This is a genomic window from Streptosporangium sp. G11, from assembly GCF_051192615.1.
Classification (GTDB): Bacteria; Actinomycetota; Actinomycetes; order Streptosporangiales; family Streptosporangiaceae; genus Streptosporangium.
Map to the genome: position 1 here is coordinate 175,497 of NZ_JBPJUQ010000013.1, position 15,443 is coordinate 190,939.

Sequence of the window (15,443 nt, forward strand, 5' to 3'; positions counted from 1 at the left end):
CGTCAGGACCAATGCGCGGGCCCTTTGGTGTACCAATCGATCCCTGTTCGCTCCCTGGCGGGGTACCAATCCGTCCCCGCCGGTGAGATGTCGATTCCGTCGGTGCCCCGTGCGATACTCGCCGACGTGGGGTGGCAAAGCACGCAGAGCACTCTGATCGGGCGATCGGCAGAGCTCGATCGCCTGACCGCCGTGCTCGACACCGCGGCCGCGGGGCAGGCCGGGGTGGCCCTCGTGGGAGGTGACGCGGGCATCGGCAAGACCCGCCTGATCACCGAGCTGGCCGAGCGGGCCGAGGCCGCCGGATTCGCCGTGCTCATCGGCCAGTGCGCCGAACTCGGCGACGCCCTTCCCTACCTCCCGCTCGCCGACGCCCTGCGCTCGGCGCGCGGAGAGCTGCGCGCGGCGCTCGACGCGCGGCCGGTCCTCGGCAGGCTGCTGCCCGGCGGCACCGACCCGGGCGGGGAGAGCACGTCGGGCCTGACCCAGCAGCAGCTCTTCGGCTCGATGCTCGGCTTCCTGTCCGCGCACCCCGTGCTGCTGGTCCTCGAAGATCTGCACTGGGCCGACCAGTCCACCCGTGACCTGCTGGTCTTCCTCAGCCGGATGCTGCAGACCGAGCGCGTCTGCCTCGTCGGCACCTACCGCACCGACGACCTCCACCGCCGCCACCCGTTGCGCCGGGTCCTCGCCGAGCTCAAGCGCCTCCCCTCGGTGACGCCGGTGGAGCTGGCCCCTCTCGACCGCCACGAGATGAACGACTACCTGGCCGCGCTCGGCGGCACCGACGCCGGTGTGATGCGGAAGGTCGTCGACCGGGCCGAGGGCAACCCGTTCTACGCCCAGGAGCTGCTGGACGCCGCCTCCGAAGGCTCCTCGATGCCCGACGGCCTGGCCAGCCTGCTGCTCTCCCGGGCGGAGCTGCTCTCCGACCCCGCGCAGCGGGTGCTCGGCGGCGCGGCCGTCGCGGGTCGCCGGGCCGACCACGACCTGCTCCAGCAGGCCTCAGGTCTCGACGACCTGGCCTTCGAGGAGGGCATGCGGGAGATCGTCTCGCGCGGCCTGCTCCGCCCCGACGGGGAGTACGGCTACGCCTTCCGGCACGCGCTTCTCCAGGAGGTCGTCTACACCGACCTGTTGCCCGGCGAGCGGACCAGGATGCACGCCGAGTTCGCCCGCCTGCTGACCGCCCGAGGGGGGTCGGCGGCCGAGCTCGCCCACCACTACCTGGCGGGTCACGACCTGCCCGGGGCGCTGGCCGCGTCCGTGGAGGCCGGGCGGAGGGCCGAGCGGCTGGGGGCTCCCGCCGAGGCGCACCGCCACTTCGACCGGGCGCTCGGGCTCTGGGACCGCGTTCCCGACGCCGAGCGGCTGGCCGGGATCGACCACGTCGCCCTCGCCGCGCGCAGCGCCGCCGCGGCGGCCGACAGCGGCGACAACCACCGGGCGATCTCCCAGCTCCGGCGCCTCCCGCCCTCCGCCGAGATCAACGAGCGGCTGTCGTACTACCTGATCGACACCGAAGACGTCGAGGGCTCGATCGCCGCCGCGTACGCGGCCGTCGAGGCGGCGCCCGAGGGGCCGGTGCTCGCCCGCGCGCTCGCGACCTACGCCCGCTCGCTCTACTGGACCGAGCGGCACGAGGAGGTCGAGGCCCTGGCACGCCGCGCCCTGGAGACGGCCCGCGCGAGCGGCGCCGCCGACGCGGAGACCAGCGCGCTGATCACCCTCGCCGCTCTGGCCGCGCTCGCCGACGACATCTCCCGGGCCAAGGAACTGCTCGCCTGCGCGAGCGCCGAGAGCTCGGGCAACCTCGCCATCGACCTGCGGGCCACGTTCACCTACGCCCGGGTCCAGTACGAGAGCGGCGACCTCGCCGAGGCGGCGACCACCGCCGACCGGGGGCTGCGGCTGGCGCACGAGGCCGGGCTCAACTGGAGCACCTACGGCACCGATCTGCGCTTCCTGCGCTTCCTGATCCACTACGTCGCGGGGGAGTGGGACCTGGCGGAAAAGGTCGCCTCCGGGTTCGCCGTCCGCGTCGGCACCCCGCAGGAGGCGCTCCTGTCGTCCTTCGCGCTCTTCGTCGAGGTGGCCAGGGGCCTTCCCGTCGTCGAGGACCGCCTGTCGTGGCTGAAGTCCTTCTGGTCCGGCGACGTCACGATCATCGCCATGGGCCGCGGCCTGGCCGCCGAGCACGCTCTGTGGCGCGGCGACCCCGAGACCGCGCTCGAACACGCCCGCGTGGGGCTCGACGCCATGCTTCCCAACGACCCCGCCGTGATCCGGCTCAGCAGCACCGCCCTGTGGGCGCTGACGGATCTGGGAAACGCCGCCGAGGCCGACGCCTTCCTGGAGCGGGCCAGGGTGCCCGCGGCCGTCGGCCCCGGTTCCGTCCGGCGCGGCCCGCTCGGCCCCGAGGGGCTGGCCTGGCTGGCTCGGGCCGAGGCCGAATGGCACCGCGCGCACGGCCGCTTCGACGTCGCGGCGTGGCGAGCGGTGGTCGAGGCCTTCGACTTCGGGTTCGTCTACGAGGTCGCGCGCTCGCGGTGGCGGCTGGCCGAGGCACTGCTCGTCGAGGGCGACCGTGCCGCGGCCCTGAAGGAGTGGAAGCTCGCCGTCGAGGCCGCCGAGTCACTGGGCGCCCAGCCGCTCGGTGCGGCCCTGGCGGAGCTGGGGCGCAGGGCGCGCTTCACCTCCGCGCCGCCGACCGTGCTCACCGCCCGGGAGCAGGAGGTGCTCGCCCTGCTGGCCGAGGGCCTGCCCAACCGCGAGATCGGCGAGCGGCTCTTCATCGCGCAGAAGACGGTGAGCGTGCACGTCTCCAACATCCTGGGCAAGCTGGGCGTCTCCTCCCGCACCCAGGCAGCCGCCGTGGCCCACAGGGACGGCCTGCTCTGACCCGCGAGGATCGCGTGGACCACAAGGTCAGGCTCTGCCCTGGCCGCTGCGCGCGGTCAGGGCGAGCTCCCGTACGACCTGGATCAGCTCGGCCGGGTCGAAGGGTTTCGTGAGGTAGGCGTCGGCCCCGATCCCGAGCCCCCGCCGCTTGTCGTCCTCCTGTGCCCGCGCGGTGATCAGGACCACCTTGATGTGGCTGGTCCCCTCGTCGTTGCGCAGCCTGGTGGCGGTCATCCAGCCGTCCAGTCTGGGCATCATGACGTCCAGCGTGATGACGTCGGGCATCACGTCCAGCACCCGGTCCAGGCAATCCTGCCCGTCGGAGGCCGTATCCACCTGGAACCCCTCCAGGGTCAGGTTGACCGCGATGAGCTGCCGGATGACGTCGTCGTCATCCACTACCAACACCCTGCCCAGAACCTCTCCCACGGGCGTGAGGCTAACTCCTCTCCCTCGCCCACGCGCGGCTTTCCGAGGATGTGTACGCACAGCTGTCCACAGGTGACAGGTTTTCCTCCTTCGGAGAGGACCCCGGGACTCCGCGAACACGTCGCCGGAGAGAGGGGAATCAGGAGAGACGAAGGACGGCGGAGAAGCCGCGGGCGTCGACCGCGAGGGCCGGGGACGCGATGCTCACCGGCCTTCCTCCCCGGTGAGCCGGGCCAGCAGGGCGAACCCGGGGCGGTCCACCGAGACCGAGGTCGCGGACATGACCACCACACCGGTGCCGGCCGCGCGGTCGAGTCCGAGCCACGTACGGAACCCGCCGGTGCCGCCGTTGTGCCAGGTGACGAGGCGCTTGTCCGCGTCGACGGTGAGCCACGCGGCGCCGATGCGCACCGCGGGCCCGGAGAGGTTCGCCACGGGGTCGAGGGCGGCGGTGCCGGGGGCCGTACCGTCGAGCAGGGCGGACGTCAGGCGCGCCATGTCCTCGATCGACGCCCGGATGCCGCCGGCCGGTCCAAGCGCCTCACCCGTCCACGGTTGCTGAGCCCGTCCCGCCTTGTTCGTGCCGATGATCGCGCCCGGCCGCAGCTCGTCCGGGGTCGCGGGCGTGTAGAACACGCCGAGTCCCAAAGGCTCGGCGATTCGCTTGTGGACGAGCTCCCGGTAGCTCGTTCCGGCCGCGCGCGCGAGCGCGTGGCCGAGCAGCTCGAATCCCAGGTTGGAGTATCGGGCACGCGGTTTCCCGACCTTCACTTCTCGCGCCTGGGTGAGAAGCCGCTCAAGGTCCTCACCGTAGGGATTCGTCCCGTGCCGCCACAGCGAGAAGGTCCGCCGCAACGGCGCCGACGACCTGGGCAGCCTCGGTAGTCCCGAACGGTGCGTGCTGAGCGACGCCAGCGTCACCCCCGCCGCCGGGACCTCTCCGAGAGGCAGGAACTCGCCGAGGGTCGACGCCGTGCCGATCTCCTCGCGCGCGAGCGCGTCGGCGTAGAGCAGGCCCGTGATCCCTTTCGAGATCGAGCCGATCTCGAAATCCGCGCCGGGTGGCGCGCCCGCGCTCGCCACCGCCATTCCCCGGGGTGAGACCGTCGCGGCCGCCACTACGGGATGCCGGTCGCCCACGAGATCACGGAGTCTCGCCATGAGTCTTTCGTCGCCGTACGAGACCGTCGGCCGCCCATCGTTCATGCGTCAACCATAGTTGACGTGAATCTTGGCGGCAATTCCGGCCGACGCGGCGGGGCGTCCCGGAGGCGGCTTGTGCCCGTGCCCGTGCCCGTGCCCGTGCCTGGCGCGGGCCGATTCCCCCGCTGGATGTGGATATTCGCGGTTGTCCACAGGATGGTGTCATCCACGGGGTTATTCACAGAACCCTGTTCGGCTCATTGGTGATCACCTCCTCACGCCGATCCTGGGGCCTCGATCCTTCATCGAGCCCAAGGAGGGCGTGCGTGATCACGACACTCGTCACCGTCACCATCCTCTCGGCGGCCCTCGCGGGAAGCTCGCAGTTTCCCGTGCCCCGCCTCTCCCCGGAAGCCTGCGACGTCTGGGCCCGCCTCCTCTCCCCCTTCCCGACCGTTCCGCCGGGCGGTGCCCCTCACCGGCTGCCGGAGAAGAGCTGGCTGCCCCAGGAGATCCGCGGCGCCCTCGCCACCGCCTGCGAGCCCCGGCCCCCGTTCTCTCCGGACGCGGGTGGCAGCCGATCGACGTCCTTCCGGGGCTTCTTCCCGGCCTCTGCCGACGAATGGCCGCCGGAGCCCCCGGGAGCGGGCGGTGGGTGGGCGTTCGACCCTTCCGTCCCGGAGGCAGGAGGGCCGCTGGAGCCCTCGGGAGCTCCGGACGGGTGGGCGGCAGGCTTCTCCTCTTCAGCGGAGCCGAGAGACCCTCGGGCCTCCTCCGGCCCCGAGCCCTCAGCGGCGCGCGCCAAGCGGCCGCAGCACCCTTCCAAAGGACGGAAAGCGCCCTCCAGGCGAGGGGCGGCATCCTCCCGAGGGGCGGTGTTCCCCCGAGGGAAGGCTCTCTCCGGTGGGCGGGTGACGTCTTCACGAGGGAGGGCGGCGTCCTCGCGCGGCCGCACCCTGTCTCTACGGGGATCTTTGCGGGGGCAGATCGCGGCCGCCACGGCACTCCGCCAGGTCGGCAGGCCGTACGTGTGGGGCGGCGGTTCGAGCACGGGCCCGACCGGCGGGGGCTTCGACTGTTCAGGGCTCGCCCTGCACGCCTGGGCCAAGGCCGGGGCCAGGCTCACCCACTACACCGGCACCCAGTTCAGGCAGGGCCGCCGGGTGCCCTTCTCCCGGCTCCGCCCGGGAGACCTGGTCTTCTTCGGCGGAGGCACCGGAGACCCCACCCACGTGGGCGTCTACGTCAAAGACGGCGTCATGGTCCACGCTCCCAAGACCGGCGACGTCGTCAGGACGATCGACTTCGCCGCCTCGCCCTACTACCTCTCCCGCTACCGAGGCGCCGTCCGCCCCACCCCGCGCTGACCCGGAGGCGCCTGTCCGCGCTGTTCTTGCGGCGCCTGGCCGTCCAGATGCCCTCTCAGCTTTGCTTTCCCGTCGCCCCGGCCTGCCTCGGAGATCACTCGCTTCCCTAACCGAGTGTCGGTTTCCCTCAGGATGCTGGTAATGTAATCACGCGTTGGCCCCCTTAGCTCAGGGGATAGAGCACCGGCCTCCGGAGCCGGGAGCGCAAGTTCGAATCTTGCAGGGGGCACACACGCAGGACCAGCGGGATCATGCCACTGACCTGTAAGAAGGACGCCAGAACGGGCGGGACTCCAGTCTCACGGAGTCCCGCCCGTTCTCGTTGGCGCTCGCTGCTTGTGGACCAGTTGTGGACCAACTCACACGAAGATCACACGGGCAGCATGGTCAGTCAACTTTCCTCGCCCACGGGGAAACCACACCCTTTCCTTTTACCTACAGACTGTTGCAGCATGCTCACGGTTACCATCAGTGGGACTGTGAAGATCGTGACCAGGCCGATGAAAGAGCGCTGCAACGATGGGCAAGGGCAAGGGCAAAGGCTTGCGTGGCCGCAGGCGCCGCACTAAACCGACTAGTAGTACGGTCGGAATCACCGTTGCTCCTGGAAGTACACTTCAAAGCCGCAGCTGCGGCAGGCGATGATCGCGCGGGCGATCACCGCAGGCGTGCCGTTCGCATGGGTCACCGCCGATGAGGCCTACGGCGACAACGGACCCTTGCGCCGGTTCCTGGAAGAACAAGGGCTCGGCTACGTGCTGGCCGTAGCCTGCCATCATCAGATCACCACCGGCGCGGGCACGGTCCCGCCGACGCCGTCGCGGCGAAGATTCCCAAGACCGCCTGGCAGCGCCACTTGTGAGGCTCGGGCGCCAAAGGGCAGCGGCACTACGACTGGGCGCTGGTGGCCACCACCAGCCCGGCTCATCGGCTGCTGATCCGCCGCTCGGTCAGCAGGCCCTCGGAGCTGGCCTTCTACCGCTGCCACACGCCGGCGCCGGTCCCGCTTGCCCGTCTGGTGGCGGTGGTCGGAGCCCGCTGGAGCATCGCGGAATGCTTCCAGGCCGCCAAGAACGAGGCCGCCTTCGACCACTACCAGGTCCGGCTCTATCCGGCCTGGTACCGCTACGTCACGCTGGCCATGCTCGCGCTGGCTTTCCTGGCCGTCGCCCGCGCCGACCTGGCCGACGAGCCATACGGATCGGCCGCGGATGCCTCAGCGGCAATCGAGGCAGGTGACGGGCGACCGTTCGAGTCGCCGATCGTGGTCTCTGCCAACGAGATCCGCCGCCTGTTCACACTGCTGACCCGACCAGCCCTCGACGAGCAGCGCATCCGGCACTGGTCAGCGTGGCGATTACGCCACCAGGCACGGGCTCGACGAGCCCATTACCAGCGGCAACGCATCAGAGATCACTAAGTACGACTGGAGTATTAAATTATTAAATGCAGATCAACCCCGAGAGAACTGTCTCTTATCGGAGATTAGACCCACGTGGGGGCTATTACTGGGGGTGTCACTATAGCCTCAACCTTCGGTAAAGCGGTACCAGTCGGCTGTATCGGAGTTCGCGCAGATTATTAAACTCTGATTAATTATTCTATAGAGAGACCTAGCTGAGAGTCAACGTCGAGGGTTACACATGTTTGCGGCCTCCGTTTTTATGGCATACTGCGAATATGGCAGCAAGGGGGCGCTTTGATAGATGGATTGTACCTTTGACGATCTGCATGGAACTACTTGCCGCTGGTTTTGGCGTGATTGGGGAAATGCTCGCTTCCACAGGTTGGAAATATGCATCTTCCGCAGCACAAACAGCAGCAGTACTGCTTGCTGCACTACCATTTATTGCGGTGCCCGTACTGGTCACGATCGGCCAATATGATTTGCCAGAGCTGATTTCGACTCCAGATGAAGTCGAAACTGCCAAAAGGAAATTGGCGAGCCTGGTGCGAGCACAATGGACCCGCGAAGCTGCCCGATGGGTCGGGCAAGTTCCCATACCTGTTCATTGGCGGCTTGCTAGGTCAGATCTGATGGACCGCTCTCAATTCGTATCACCCAACAGCTTGGATATATCCGGCCGTAGTGACGATATCGAGCAGTTCGCAGCGAAATTCCAAGCGCTGAAATCTCGAAGACTTGTGATACTGGGCGAGGCTGGAGCGGGAAAGACCACGCTCGCCATGTTGCTGCTTTCGGAGCTTCTGAAACCAGAAAGTCCTGCGCAAGTGCCAGTGATGCTGTCCCTAAGAGAGTGGGACATCAAAACCTACGAAGAATTTCATGACTGGGTATCTGCACGACTGGGTGAGTTCTACCCCCATCTGCGTTCGAAAAAGTATGGCCTGGGAGCTCCCAGAGCGCTCGCTAGGGAGTTCAAGATCCTTCCGGTCTTGGACGGTTTGGACGAAATGAGATACGAACCTCGGGTACGTGCCATGGATGTATTCAAAGAGTCTCTTGCGGCCGATGAAGGTTTCATCCTCACATGTCGAACATCAAAATACGAAGATGTGGTGAAGAGCGTCGGACCACTTCCAGGTGCCGCGGTAGTCGAGGCGGTCCCTCTAGAGCCGCAGGAAATTGCAAACTACCTTTCTGTCGTTGCCACGCATCCTGACCATCCCTGGCAGCGTCTACCGAAAGAACTTACAAAGAAAAAAGACTCTGATTTTTGTAACGTACTGTCAATTCCGCTCGGACTTTGGTTGCTACGTAAGGTGTGCCAACCGGAGCGTGCGCCCCGGCAAGGGCAACTTGATCCCACAACACTCTTCTCCTATAGCGAGAAGGGCATTTGGGAACGCCTATTCGCACAAATCATCCCAATCGTCCTCAATACCTACCCGCCCAGCAAGGATCCATCCGCTCTGTTTCGTCCACGACATCGGTGGAATCCCGACGATATGCGTCGTTGGCTCGAGTACCTTGCATATTATCTCGAGGAACCAAAAAAGAATTTTGAATGGTGGGAGCTTGCGTTTTATTCTATGACACGGTTAACCGACTTCTTCGTCAGGCTAGTACTTACTCTTTCGTGTCTACTGGCACTGATACTTGCGATTCGCCTAGGGTTCGGAGTACTGGCTGGGCTTGGAACCGGCCTGCTCGGCAGTCTCGTTAGCGGGCTCGTGGCAGGGCTTGGAGGTGGCTTCGCGCTCTGGATGGCCTTCGCGAGCACATCCGCAAGATGGCTCGGCACACCCAGCCCCATGGAAGAATGGATAAGAATCGTCCTTGGAGAACGTCTTGCGGGTGGCCTTTTCGTCGGACTCCTCTTTGGCCTAGTCGGAGGTGTCGTATTTGGAATTGTAGGTGGACTCACCGCTGGTGTGACTTTTGGATTCATATTCGGAGTCATCGTAGGTGGACTCAGCACCGGAGTTCATTTTGGGCTCGTAAGCGGGTTCTCCTTCGGATTCATCGGAGTAATAGTCTCCAGTTTGATTGATAAAATGAAGCGACGCTTGCCTGATCGAGCCACCACGCCGGGATTGACCTTGCGTGCGGACAGGCGCGCCACATTGCTCACCACAGTCGTGGTGAGCATCACATTCAGCTTGATCTTCGAAGTACCGACAGGGCTAGCGTTTGGCCTGGCGTCCATGCTCTCTGGTGCGCTCGACGGCAAAAATAGCCATGCTTGGATTGCTTATACGTTTGCCACTACGCGACTCGCAACGCTAGGTAACCTGCCGCGTCGCTTGATGCCATTTCTGGAGGATGCGGAACGACTTGAGCTACTGAGAAGTATCGGCCCTTCTTATCAATTCCGACATGAGGCTCTGCAAACACATCTAGCCACTTCGTACAAGAGGCGTAACGCGCAGTAAGCCAGTGCTTCATCGGCGATGACCCATGCGAACGGCACGCCTGCGGTGATCGCCCGCTCGATCATCGCCTGCAGCAGCTGCGGTTTGGTCGCGAAGGCCGCCGGTTGGGGGACCTTCGCCCTGATGCGCCGATCGGCCTCGTCAATCCACGTGGTGCGGGGCAGATACAGCTCACGGTCCAGCAGTGCGCGGCCCCGGGACGCGGCGTAGCCGAGGAACAGCCCAATCTGGCAGTTGGTGATCTTTCCGGCGGTGCCGGTGTACTGCCGTTGCACCCCGGCCGAGCAGGTGCCCTTCTTCTCAAAGCCGGTGTCGTCGCCGATCAGTACTCCATCGGGATCGCCGAGGTGGCCCAGGACGTAGGTGCGGGTGTCGTCGCGGACCCCGTCGACGTCCCAGCGGGCGCTCGACATCAGCCGTTGCATGCCGTCGGGGGTGGTTTCTCCGGCGTGCTCGGCCAGGGACCAGCCGGTGGTGCGCTGCAGCCCGGACAGCAGGCCGATCATGCAGCGCTGGGCGCGCAGCCGGACCTCCCGGCGTTTGAAGCGGCCCGCGACGTGGGCGAACGCATCGTCTAGGCCGGCGTGAAAACGCGCGGCGTCGAGGTGTTCTACGCTGGCCAACGCGGCCACCGCCTGATCTTCAGTTCCATCACACCTGAATGGTCACAGCGGTGGCCGTCCCTCGAACCTGTGGCCCTATGCCTACAGGTTCACATGCGCACGATCATGCTCAGCCTCACGATCTGCAGCTGGAGTACTAGAACGCCGAAATGGGCGGGACTCCAGTCTCACGGAGCCCTGCCCGTTCTCATTGACGCTCACTGGTTGTGGACCAGATCTCACGGGGTCAGCACGGCCTCTATGCGGCGGTTGTTCTGATCTTGGCGGCCGTCCAGGCACTTGGCGTAGCGCTTGAGGAGGACTTCCACGCTGTTGCCCGCGCGGGCGGCTACCTCGGTCGCGTCCACTCCCGCGTTGAGCCAGGTGGACAGAGCCGCATGTCGTAGGTCGTAGGGCCGCCTGGCCAGAGGAGAGGCCACCTGCTGAGGGGTGAGAGCGAAGCTGCGGGCCTCCCTCCACACCCGCGCGTAGGTGGAAGCACCCAGCACGCCGCCGCGCTCGTTGCAGAACAGCCGGCCGTCGGGAGCGGTTCCGAACTCCTCCAGGTGGGCGCGGAGCATGGCGACCAGTGCAGGCGGGATGGGAACCTCCCGGACCGCCCGCGTGTCACGTTGCTTCAGGCCCCGCAGGTCGTGAACCGTGCCCGTGTCCGTCCACTGCTTTCCACTGCTGGGACGGGTCTTGGCCAGGGTGAGCAGGCCCCAGCCTTCCTCGGGTAGGTCGCAGTCGTCTTGCCGTAGCCCTACGGCTTCGGCGGGCCGGACACCCGCGAAGTAGAGCGTGGCGTAGAAGGCCACCAGTCGGCGCCCTCGGGCACGGTGCCAACTTCCGATATAGGACACAGCGGCGAGCAGTTCCCGCGCCTGTTCCGGGTTGACGACCGCGCGCCTGTCTACGGCGTCATCCTTGGCAACCTTCTTCTGCTTGATCCGCTTGAGCGGGTTCTCCTTGAGTTCGCCGAGGTCAATGCCATACTCCAGCGCCGTGTTCAACCCCCGGCGACGGCGGGCCGTGGTGTCGGCGGCGGCGGTTCGCCGGTCCAGGGTGAGGCCGAGAGCCTCGCTCACGCGGCGCGCAACGATGGGGTCGGCCATGCCAGCGAGCGGAAGCGTGGACTTCTGGAGAATCCGCACGGTCGATACCAGCTCGACGGGCGCCGCCTCGCTCTCCTCGCGGGGAATCAGCGCCCATTGCATAGCAGCGCGGATCTCCTTGCGGGGCAGGTCGAGCGCCTCGCCGTCGAGCATCGCGAACGTGGCCACGGTCAAGCTGTCCACGATGCTCTCACGAGTCTTCGCCGCGGCGCTGGGCCAGCGCATGGTGGTGTACTTGGCGGCGAAGTCGTACCAGCTCATAGGCGGTTTTTCGGCTTCCGACGCCCGCATGGAGGCGGGCAGACCGGTCTCGGTGTCGAACAACTCGCCCTTCTTCGCGGCCTTGAGCAGGTCGGCACGGAAGTTGTCGGCGAGTGCCTTGGTCAGGAACGCCTTGGACTTCGGCTCTGTACCGACCTTCCATCGAAGCTGGTAGGGCTTGGCGCGCCCCTTTCGGTTACGGATGCTCCACACCACCACGTCGTGAGTCAGCACGGCGCCCCCTCTTGCGCTACGCCCTGTTCGAAGGTGCTGAGCCAGGCGTCCAGGTCGGCCCGCCGGATCTTGCGCTTTCCATTGGGGAGCTTGAACGAACGCGGCCCCCGTCCCGTGTTCAACCAGCGGTAGAAGGTGGACTTCGGCACGTCGATTTCATCGAGCACATCGGCGATGGTGAGCATCGACTTGGGCCGTCTGGCCGTAACAGCCGCGTTTTTACTGGTCAAGGATGATGTGGCTTGGCGGGCGGTGCGCTTCTCGACCCGCGATGCGGGCTTGCTTTTGGTGGTCATGGCGCGCTTGTCCTTCCGGACGACGGGTTGGGTGAGGTTTTCGGGCGGTCACTTATCGGCGTAGCAATCGGAGTGGGTGAGGGCTCCGGCGGCGGTGAGTGCGGGGTCCATGGGGTGGCCGCAGCGGGGGCACAGGAGGGGGTCGCCAGACATTGGCTGCAAAACAGCGTCCACAGCGTCCACAGCGTCCACAACCGCGTGTTTGGGCAGCTCAGGACCGGTTGATCTTGTGGACACTGGCGGACCCGTAGTGTCCACTTCAGCGTCCACAGCGTCCACAAGGGGGCCTTGTGGACGCTGAGTGGACACTGAGTGGACGCTGGCATCGGCTGCAGCGTCCACAAGGTTCCGCAGGTCAGACGGCGTTGTGGACGCTGTGGACGCTGTGGACGCTGTTTTGCAGCCGTTCTCCCCTGGGGCCTTCAGAGAGATCAGCCGATGCCTATGGTGATTCGCTGATCGGGCGGAGTCGTCGAACATGATTCCGACTGACCGCAACAGGGGCGCCAAACGCCTGAGCTGCCCGCCTGCCCGGGTGGCGTCTTTGGGCCACTTGGGGTGGTAGCCGTCCGGCGGAGAAACGTGCTCCAGCAGCTGCCCGGCGGTGCCGGACCACTGGCCGTGTTGCCGGATGAAGGCGGCGACGGCACTACCGAAGATGTCGCCTTCGAGAGCGTCGGCGGCGACGTTGTCGGCGGCGGCGGTATAGGACTTGAGAGTTTCCCAGCCTTGGACAGCGTCGATGGCGGCCAAGACGCGGGCGAAGTCGGCCATGCGCGGCATCCGGTCCAAGCGGACGCTGGGCAACCGGTCCAGGACTTTGGCGAGAAGGTCGAGCAGGGCGGCGAGGATGGCGGGGCGGGCGGTATCGAAGTGCTGGTCGAGTTCTTCTTCGGTGCGGCGCCGATCTTCACCGATGAGTCGAAGGTCGAGCATGAAGATGCGCTCAGCGAGGTCGCCGGCCAGGGCGCCGGCGTCGATGGTGGTCATGGCCAACACACGGCGAAAGGACAAGACCACGACGTCGTCGTCGGTGTAGAGGGCGCGGTCGATGATGCCGTCGCCGGTGACGGCCTTGCACAAGGTGTCCGACAGCCACGGCGCGATGGTCGAGACGTTGTCCAGGCACAACGCCCAGGAGTTGAACGCCTGGGTGGCCCAGGCTTTGACGTCGCGCGGCTGGGAGCGCTTCGTGGCGGCGGAGGGGTCGATGAGGTTGATGACCATCTGCGCGGTCTTGGACTTGCCGGTGCCCTGCTCGCCCTTGAAGGTCAGTACCGGGTGCGGGATGTGCGGCACCCAGGCGGCGACCAGCCAGCCCACGAGTTGGTGGAAGGTGGGGTCGTCCATGTTGACCAGCGCCCGTAGCCGGGCCAGGCCGTCGCCGTCGCCGGGGGCCGGCTCGGGCATTGGAGACATCGCACCGGAACGGCGAAACAGCACCGGAGAGCGGCTGTGCACGCTCCAGCCGTCGGCGGTGACGATGACGCAGCGGCCGTCGGCGGTGCCCAGATCGAGCACGACCTGGTCGGGTCCGCCGGCCACGCGCAGGTGGACCGGGACGGAGTCGGTGGCCGCGGCCATGCCTTCCAACACGGTCATCGCGTCGGTGAGCGCGGATTGGGAGGGGACCTGACCGCCGTTGACGTCGGTGAACTGGCGGGCCAGCTGGGAGCGAAGGCCGGCCTTGCCCCGCAGGGGCAGAGCGATGTTCGGGCCGTGACGGCGCACGCCGTAGGGGCGCCCGTCCTCGCTCATGACCAACTCGTAGCCCGCGCGCGCCAAGGCGACGAGCTGGGAGGCTTGAGAAGGCCCCTTTTCCTTGTCGCTCACGGTCGGACCCCCTTCACGGTGCGGTGGGCTGAGGCGATGGTGCGGCGCGCGGGCACCTCGGGATGCCCGCGGCTGACGGCGGCCTGAAGAAGCGCAGCGGTGGCGGCCTCAGGGTCAATGTGGGCGCTTTCGAATGCGCGGCAGGAGGCCCAGAACAGGCGGTTGTTGAGGTCATCGTCACCGCAGTCCAAGACGACCCGCACCAGTCCCTCCAGCCGGCCCGCGCCCCCTGGGCGGGTGTTGGCGGGACTGATGAGGGCCGGGGCGTGTGGGGTGGTCAGCAGGGTCAGCAGCCAGGCGGGGGCGGCGGCGATGCGGTCGGGTTGGCTGCCGGGGGCGAAGACGTAGCGCCCGCGGCGGGTGATGGAGCCGGGGCCGACCAGGTATCCGCCGCTGTCGCGGATGTCGATGCCGGGGGCGAGTTTGCTGACGGAATTGCCGACGCGCAGCCCTGGCGGGGCGGTCATCCACCGGTGCAGTCCCCCGGAAGGGGTGAGCACGGTTGCGGTGTCTGGCACGGTGTGGCCCTGCTCGCCGGCGAGAGCGTTGAGGGCGGCGGGCCCGTCCAGGCCGTTTTTGCGGTCCAGGTCGATGCCGATCAGGTGGTGCGGGGCTCGGCCGCAGGCGATGCCGTAGCCGGCCGCCCACGGCGCGGCGGCGAACATCTCTCGGATACGGCCAGGGTCGGTGCTGGCGTCGTGTACGCCGTGCCCCAGGTTGCCGCAACTGCCGGTGCAGCGGACCGTGTCGCTGGGGTGTGCGGCGGCGATGGCGGGGAGCTTGGTGCGACTGAGAGGGAAGACCGCCATACCCCAGGTAGCGGCGGTCAGCGCGCGAGCACGGGCGGCCATCCACGCCGGGGCTGGCGGCCGGTGGCGCGACATGGTGTGTGCGGGCATGGTGAAGGTCCTTTTGCTCTCGTGGTCGATCAGGTGAAGACTTCGGGGCGGCCGGCCCGCCGGCCGCCCCGAAGGTGCGATCAGAACGGCGGTTCGTCAGAGAACGCGCCGGCATGGGCGCTGGCGGTCGAGCCGTTCACGGTCGATGTCGCTCTCGCCGGCGCCCACGGGTCGTTGGGGGACGTGGCGCTGGTGCGGTTTGCGCTGGTGCGGCGGGTCGGGGTGGTGGTCGCCCATCGCAGGCTCGGGCCGATCTCTTCGATTTCCAGGCCGTAGCCGGTGCGCTGGATGCCGTCGGCGTCGGTCCATTCGAACTGGCGCAGCACGCCGGTGGCGATGACGCGCTGGCCTCGGGTGAGGGAGGCTTCGATGTTCTCGGCCAGGGTGCGCCAGGCGGTGCAGCGCAGGAACAGCGGGTCGCCGTCGCGCCAGGTGCCGCTGCTGTTCTGGAGTTGCCCCGGTTTGGTAGACACATCAGGGCTTTCGACTACGCGGCAGCATAGTTGTCTTCGTGCGTGGGCTTGAG

General features: G+C 67.0%; 10 protein-coding genes, 1 tRNA gene and 2 pseudogenes. 5 read left to right on the plus strand and 8 right to left on the minus strand.

The features are described 5' to 3' along the window. Positions 1–126 precede the first annotated feature (126 nt). Entirely contained in the window at positions 127–2,901 is a 2,775-nt protein-coding gene (locus ACSDR0_RS16020; protein WP_435289589.1) for a helix-turn-helix transcriptional regulator, read from the plus strand. Between the two features lie 27 nt (positions 2,902–2,928). Here ACSDR0_RS16020 and ACSDR0_RS16025 read toward each other — a convergent pair whose 3' ends face one another. After that, on the minus strand, positions 2,929–3,330 hold the full coding sequence (locus tag ACSDR0_RS16025; RefSeq protein ID WP_435289590.1) for a response regulator transcription factor: 402 nt from the start codon (positions 3,328–3,330) through the stop codon (positions 2,929–2,931). A 204-nt stretch (positions 3,331–3,534) separates the two neighbouring features. Then, on the minus strand, positions 3,535–4,536 hold the full coding sequence (locus tag ACSDR0_RS16030; protein WP_435289591.1) for a serine hydrolase domain-containing protein: 1,002 nt from the start codon (positions 4,534–4,536) through the stop codon (positions 3,535–3,537). 911 nt (positions 4,537–5,447) lie between these two features. On the opposite strand from ACSDR0_RS16030, the gene ACSDR0_RS16035 reads away from it, so the two are divergent. The 4 genes and pseudogenes from ACSDR0_RS16035 to ACSDR0_RS16050 all read left to right on the plus strand — a co-directional run bounded on the left by ACSDR0_RS16035 (position 5,448) and on the right by ACSDR0_RS16050 (position 9,677). Further along, positions 5,448–5,840 (plus strand): C40 family peptidase, encoded by a 393-nt coding sequence (locus tag ACSDR0_RS16035; protein ID WP_435289592.1) that lies wholly within the window; start codon positions 5,448–5,450, stop codon positions 5,838–5,840. Positions 5,841–5,997: 157 nt separating this feature from the next. Beyond that, positions 5,998–6,069 (plus strand) — tRNA-Arg (locus ACSDR0_RS16040). Positions 6,070–6,451: 382 nt separating this feature from the next. Beyond that, positions 6,452–7,260 (plus strand): annotated as a pseudogene (locus tag ACSDR0_RS16045) (IS701 family transposase); the annotation flags it as partial. Between the two features lie 311 nt (positions 7,261–7,571). After that, positions 7,572–9,677, plus strand: a complete 2,106-nt coding sequence (locus ACSDR0_RS16050) for an NACHT domain-containing protein (protein WP_435289593.1) — start codon at positions 7,572–7,574, stop codon at positions 9,675–9,677. A 5-nt stretch (positions 9,678–9,682) separates the two neighbouring features. Here ACSDR0_RS16050 and ACSDR0_RS16055 read toward each other — a convergent pair. The 6 genes and pseudogenes from ACSDR0_RS16055 to ACSDR0_RS16080 all read right to left on the minus strand — a co-directional run. Continuing rightward, positions 9,683–10,300 (minus strand): annotated as a pseudogene (locus tag ACSDR0_RS16055) (IS701 family transposase); the annotation flags it as partial. A 218-nt stretch (positions 10,301–10,518) separates the two neighbouring features. Then, positions 10,519–11,889, minus strand: a complete 1,371-nt coding sequence (locus ACSDR0_RS16060) for a tyrosine-type recombinase/integrase (RefSeq protein WP_435289594.1) — start codon at positions 11,887–11,889, stop codon at positions 10,519–10,521. Then, complete coding sequence (locus ACSDR0_RS16065) at positions 11,883–12,185, minus strand: helix-turn-helix transcriptional regulator (RefSeq protein ID WP_435289595.1); 303 nt, start codon at positions 12,183–12,185, stop codon at positions 11,883–11,885. Before ACSDR0_RS16065 ends, ACSDR0_RS16060 begins: the two co-directional genes overlap by 7 nt. Before the next feature lie 48 nt (positions 12,186–12,233). Then, entirely contained in the window at positions 12,234–14,018 is a 1,785-nt protein-coding gene (locus ACSDR0_RS16070; protein ID WP_435289596.1) for an ATP-binding protein, read from the minus strand. Next, entirely contained in the window at positions 14,015–14,917 is a 903-nt protein-coding gene (locus tag ACSDR0_RS16075; protein ID WP_435289597.1) for a bifunctional DNA primase/polymerase, read from the minus strand. The genes ACSDR0_RS16070 and ACSDR0_RS16075 overlap by 4 nt, the downstream gene beginning before the upstream one ends. An 80-nt stretch (positions 14,918–14,997) precedes the next feature. Continuing rightward, positions 14,998–15,443 (minus strand): single-stranded DNA-binding protein (locus ACSDR0_RS16080; protein ID WP_435289598.1); only part of this gene is annotated, 446 nt, incomplete at its 5' end.

Coding starts and splice junctions, on each gene's coding strand:
- ACSDR0_RS16030 (WP_435289591.1), bottom strand. CDS start 4,536: ATGAACGATGGGCGGCCGACGGTCTCGTACGGCGACGAAAGACTCATG.
- ACSDR0_RS16050 (WP_435289593.1), top strand. CDS start 7,572: ATGGAACTACTTGCCGCTGGTTTTGGCGTGATTGGGGAAATGCTCGCT.
- ACSDR0_RS16065 (WP_435289595.1), bottom strand. CDS start 12,185: ATGACCACCAAAAGCAAGCCCGCATCGCGGGTCGAGAAGCGCACCGCC.
- ACSDR0_RS16075 (WP_435289597.1), bottom strand. CDS start 14,917: ATGCCCGCACACACCATGTCGCGCCACCGGCCGCCAGCCCCGGCGTGG.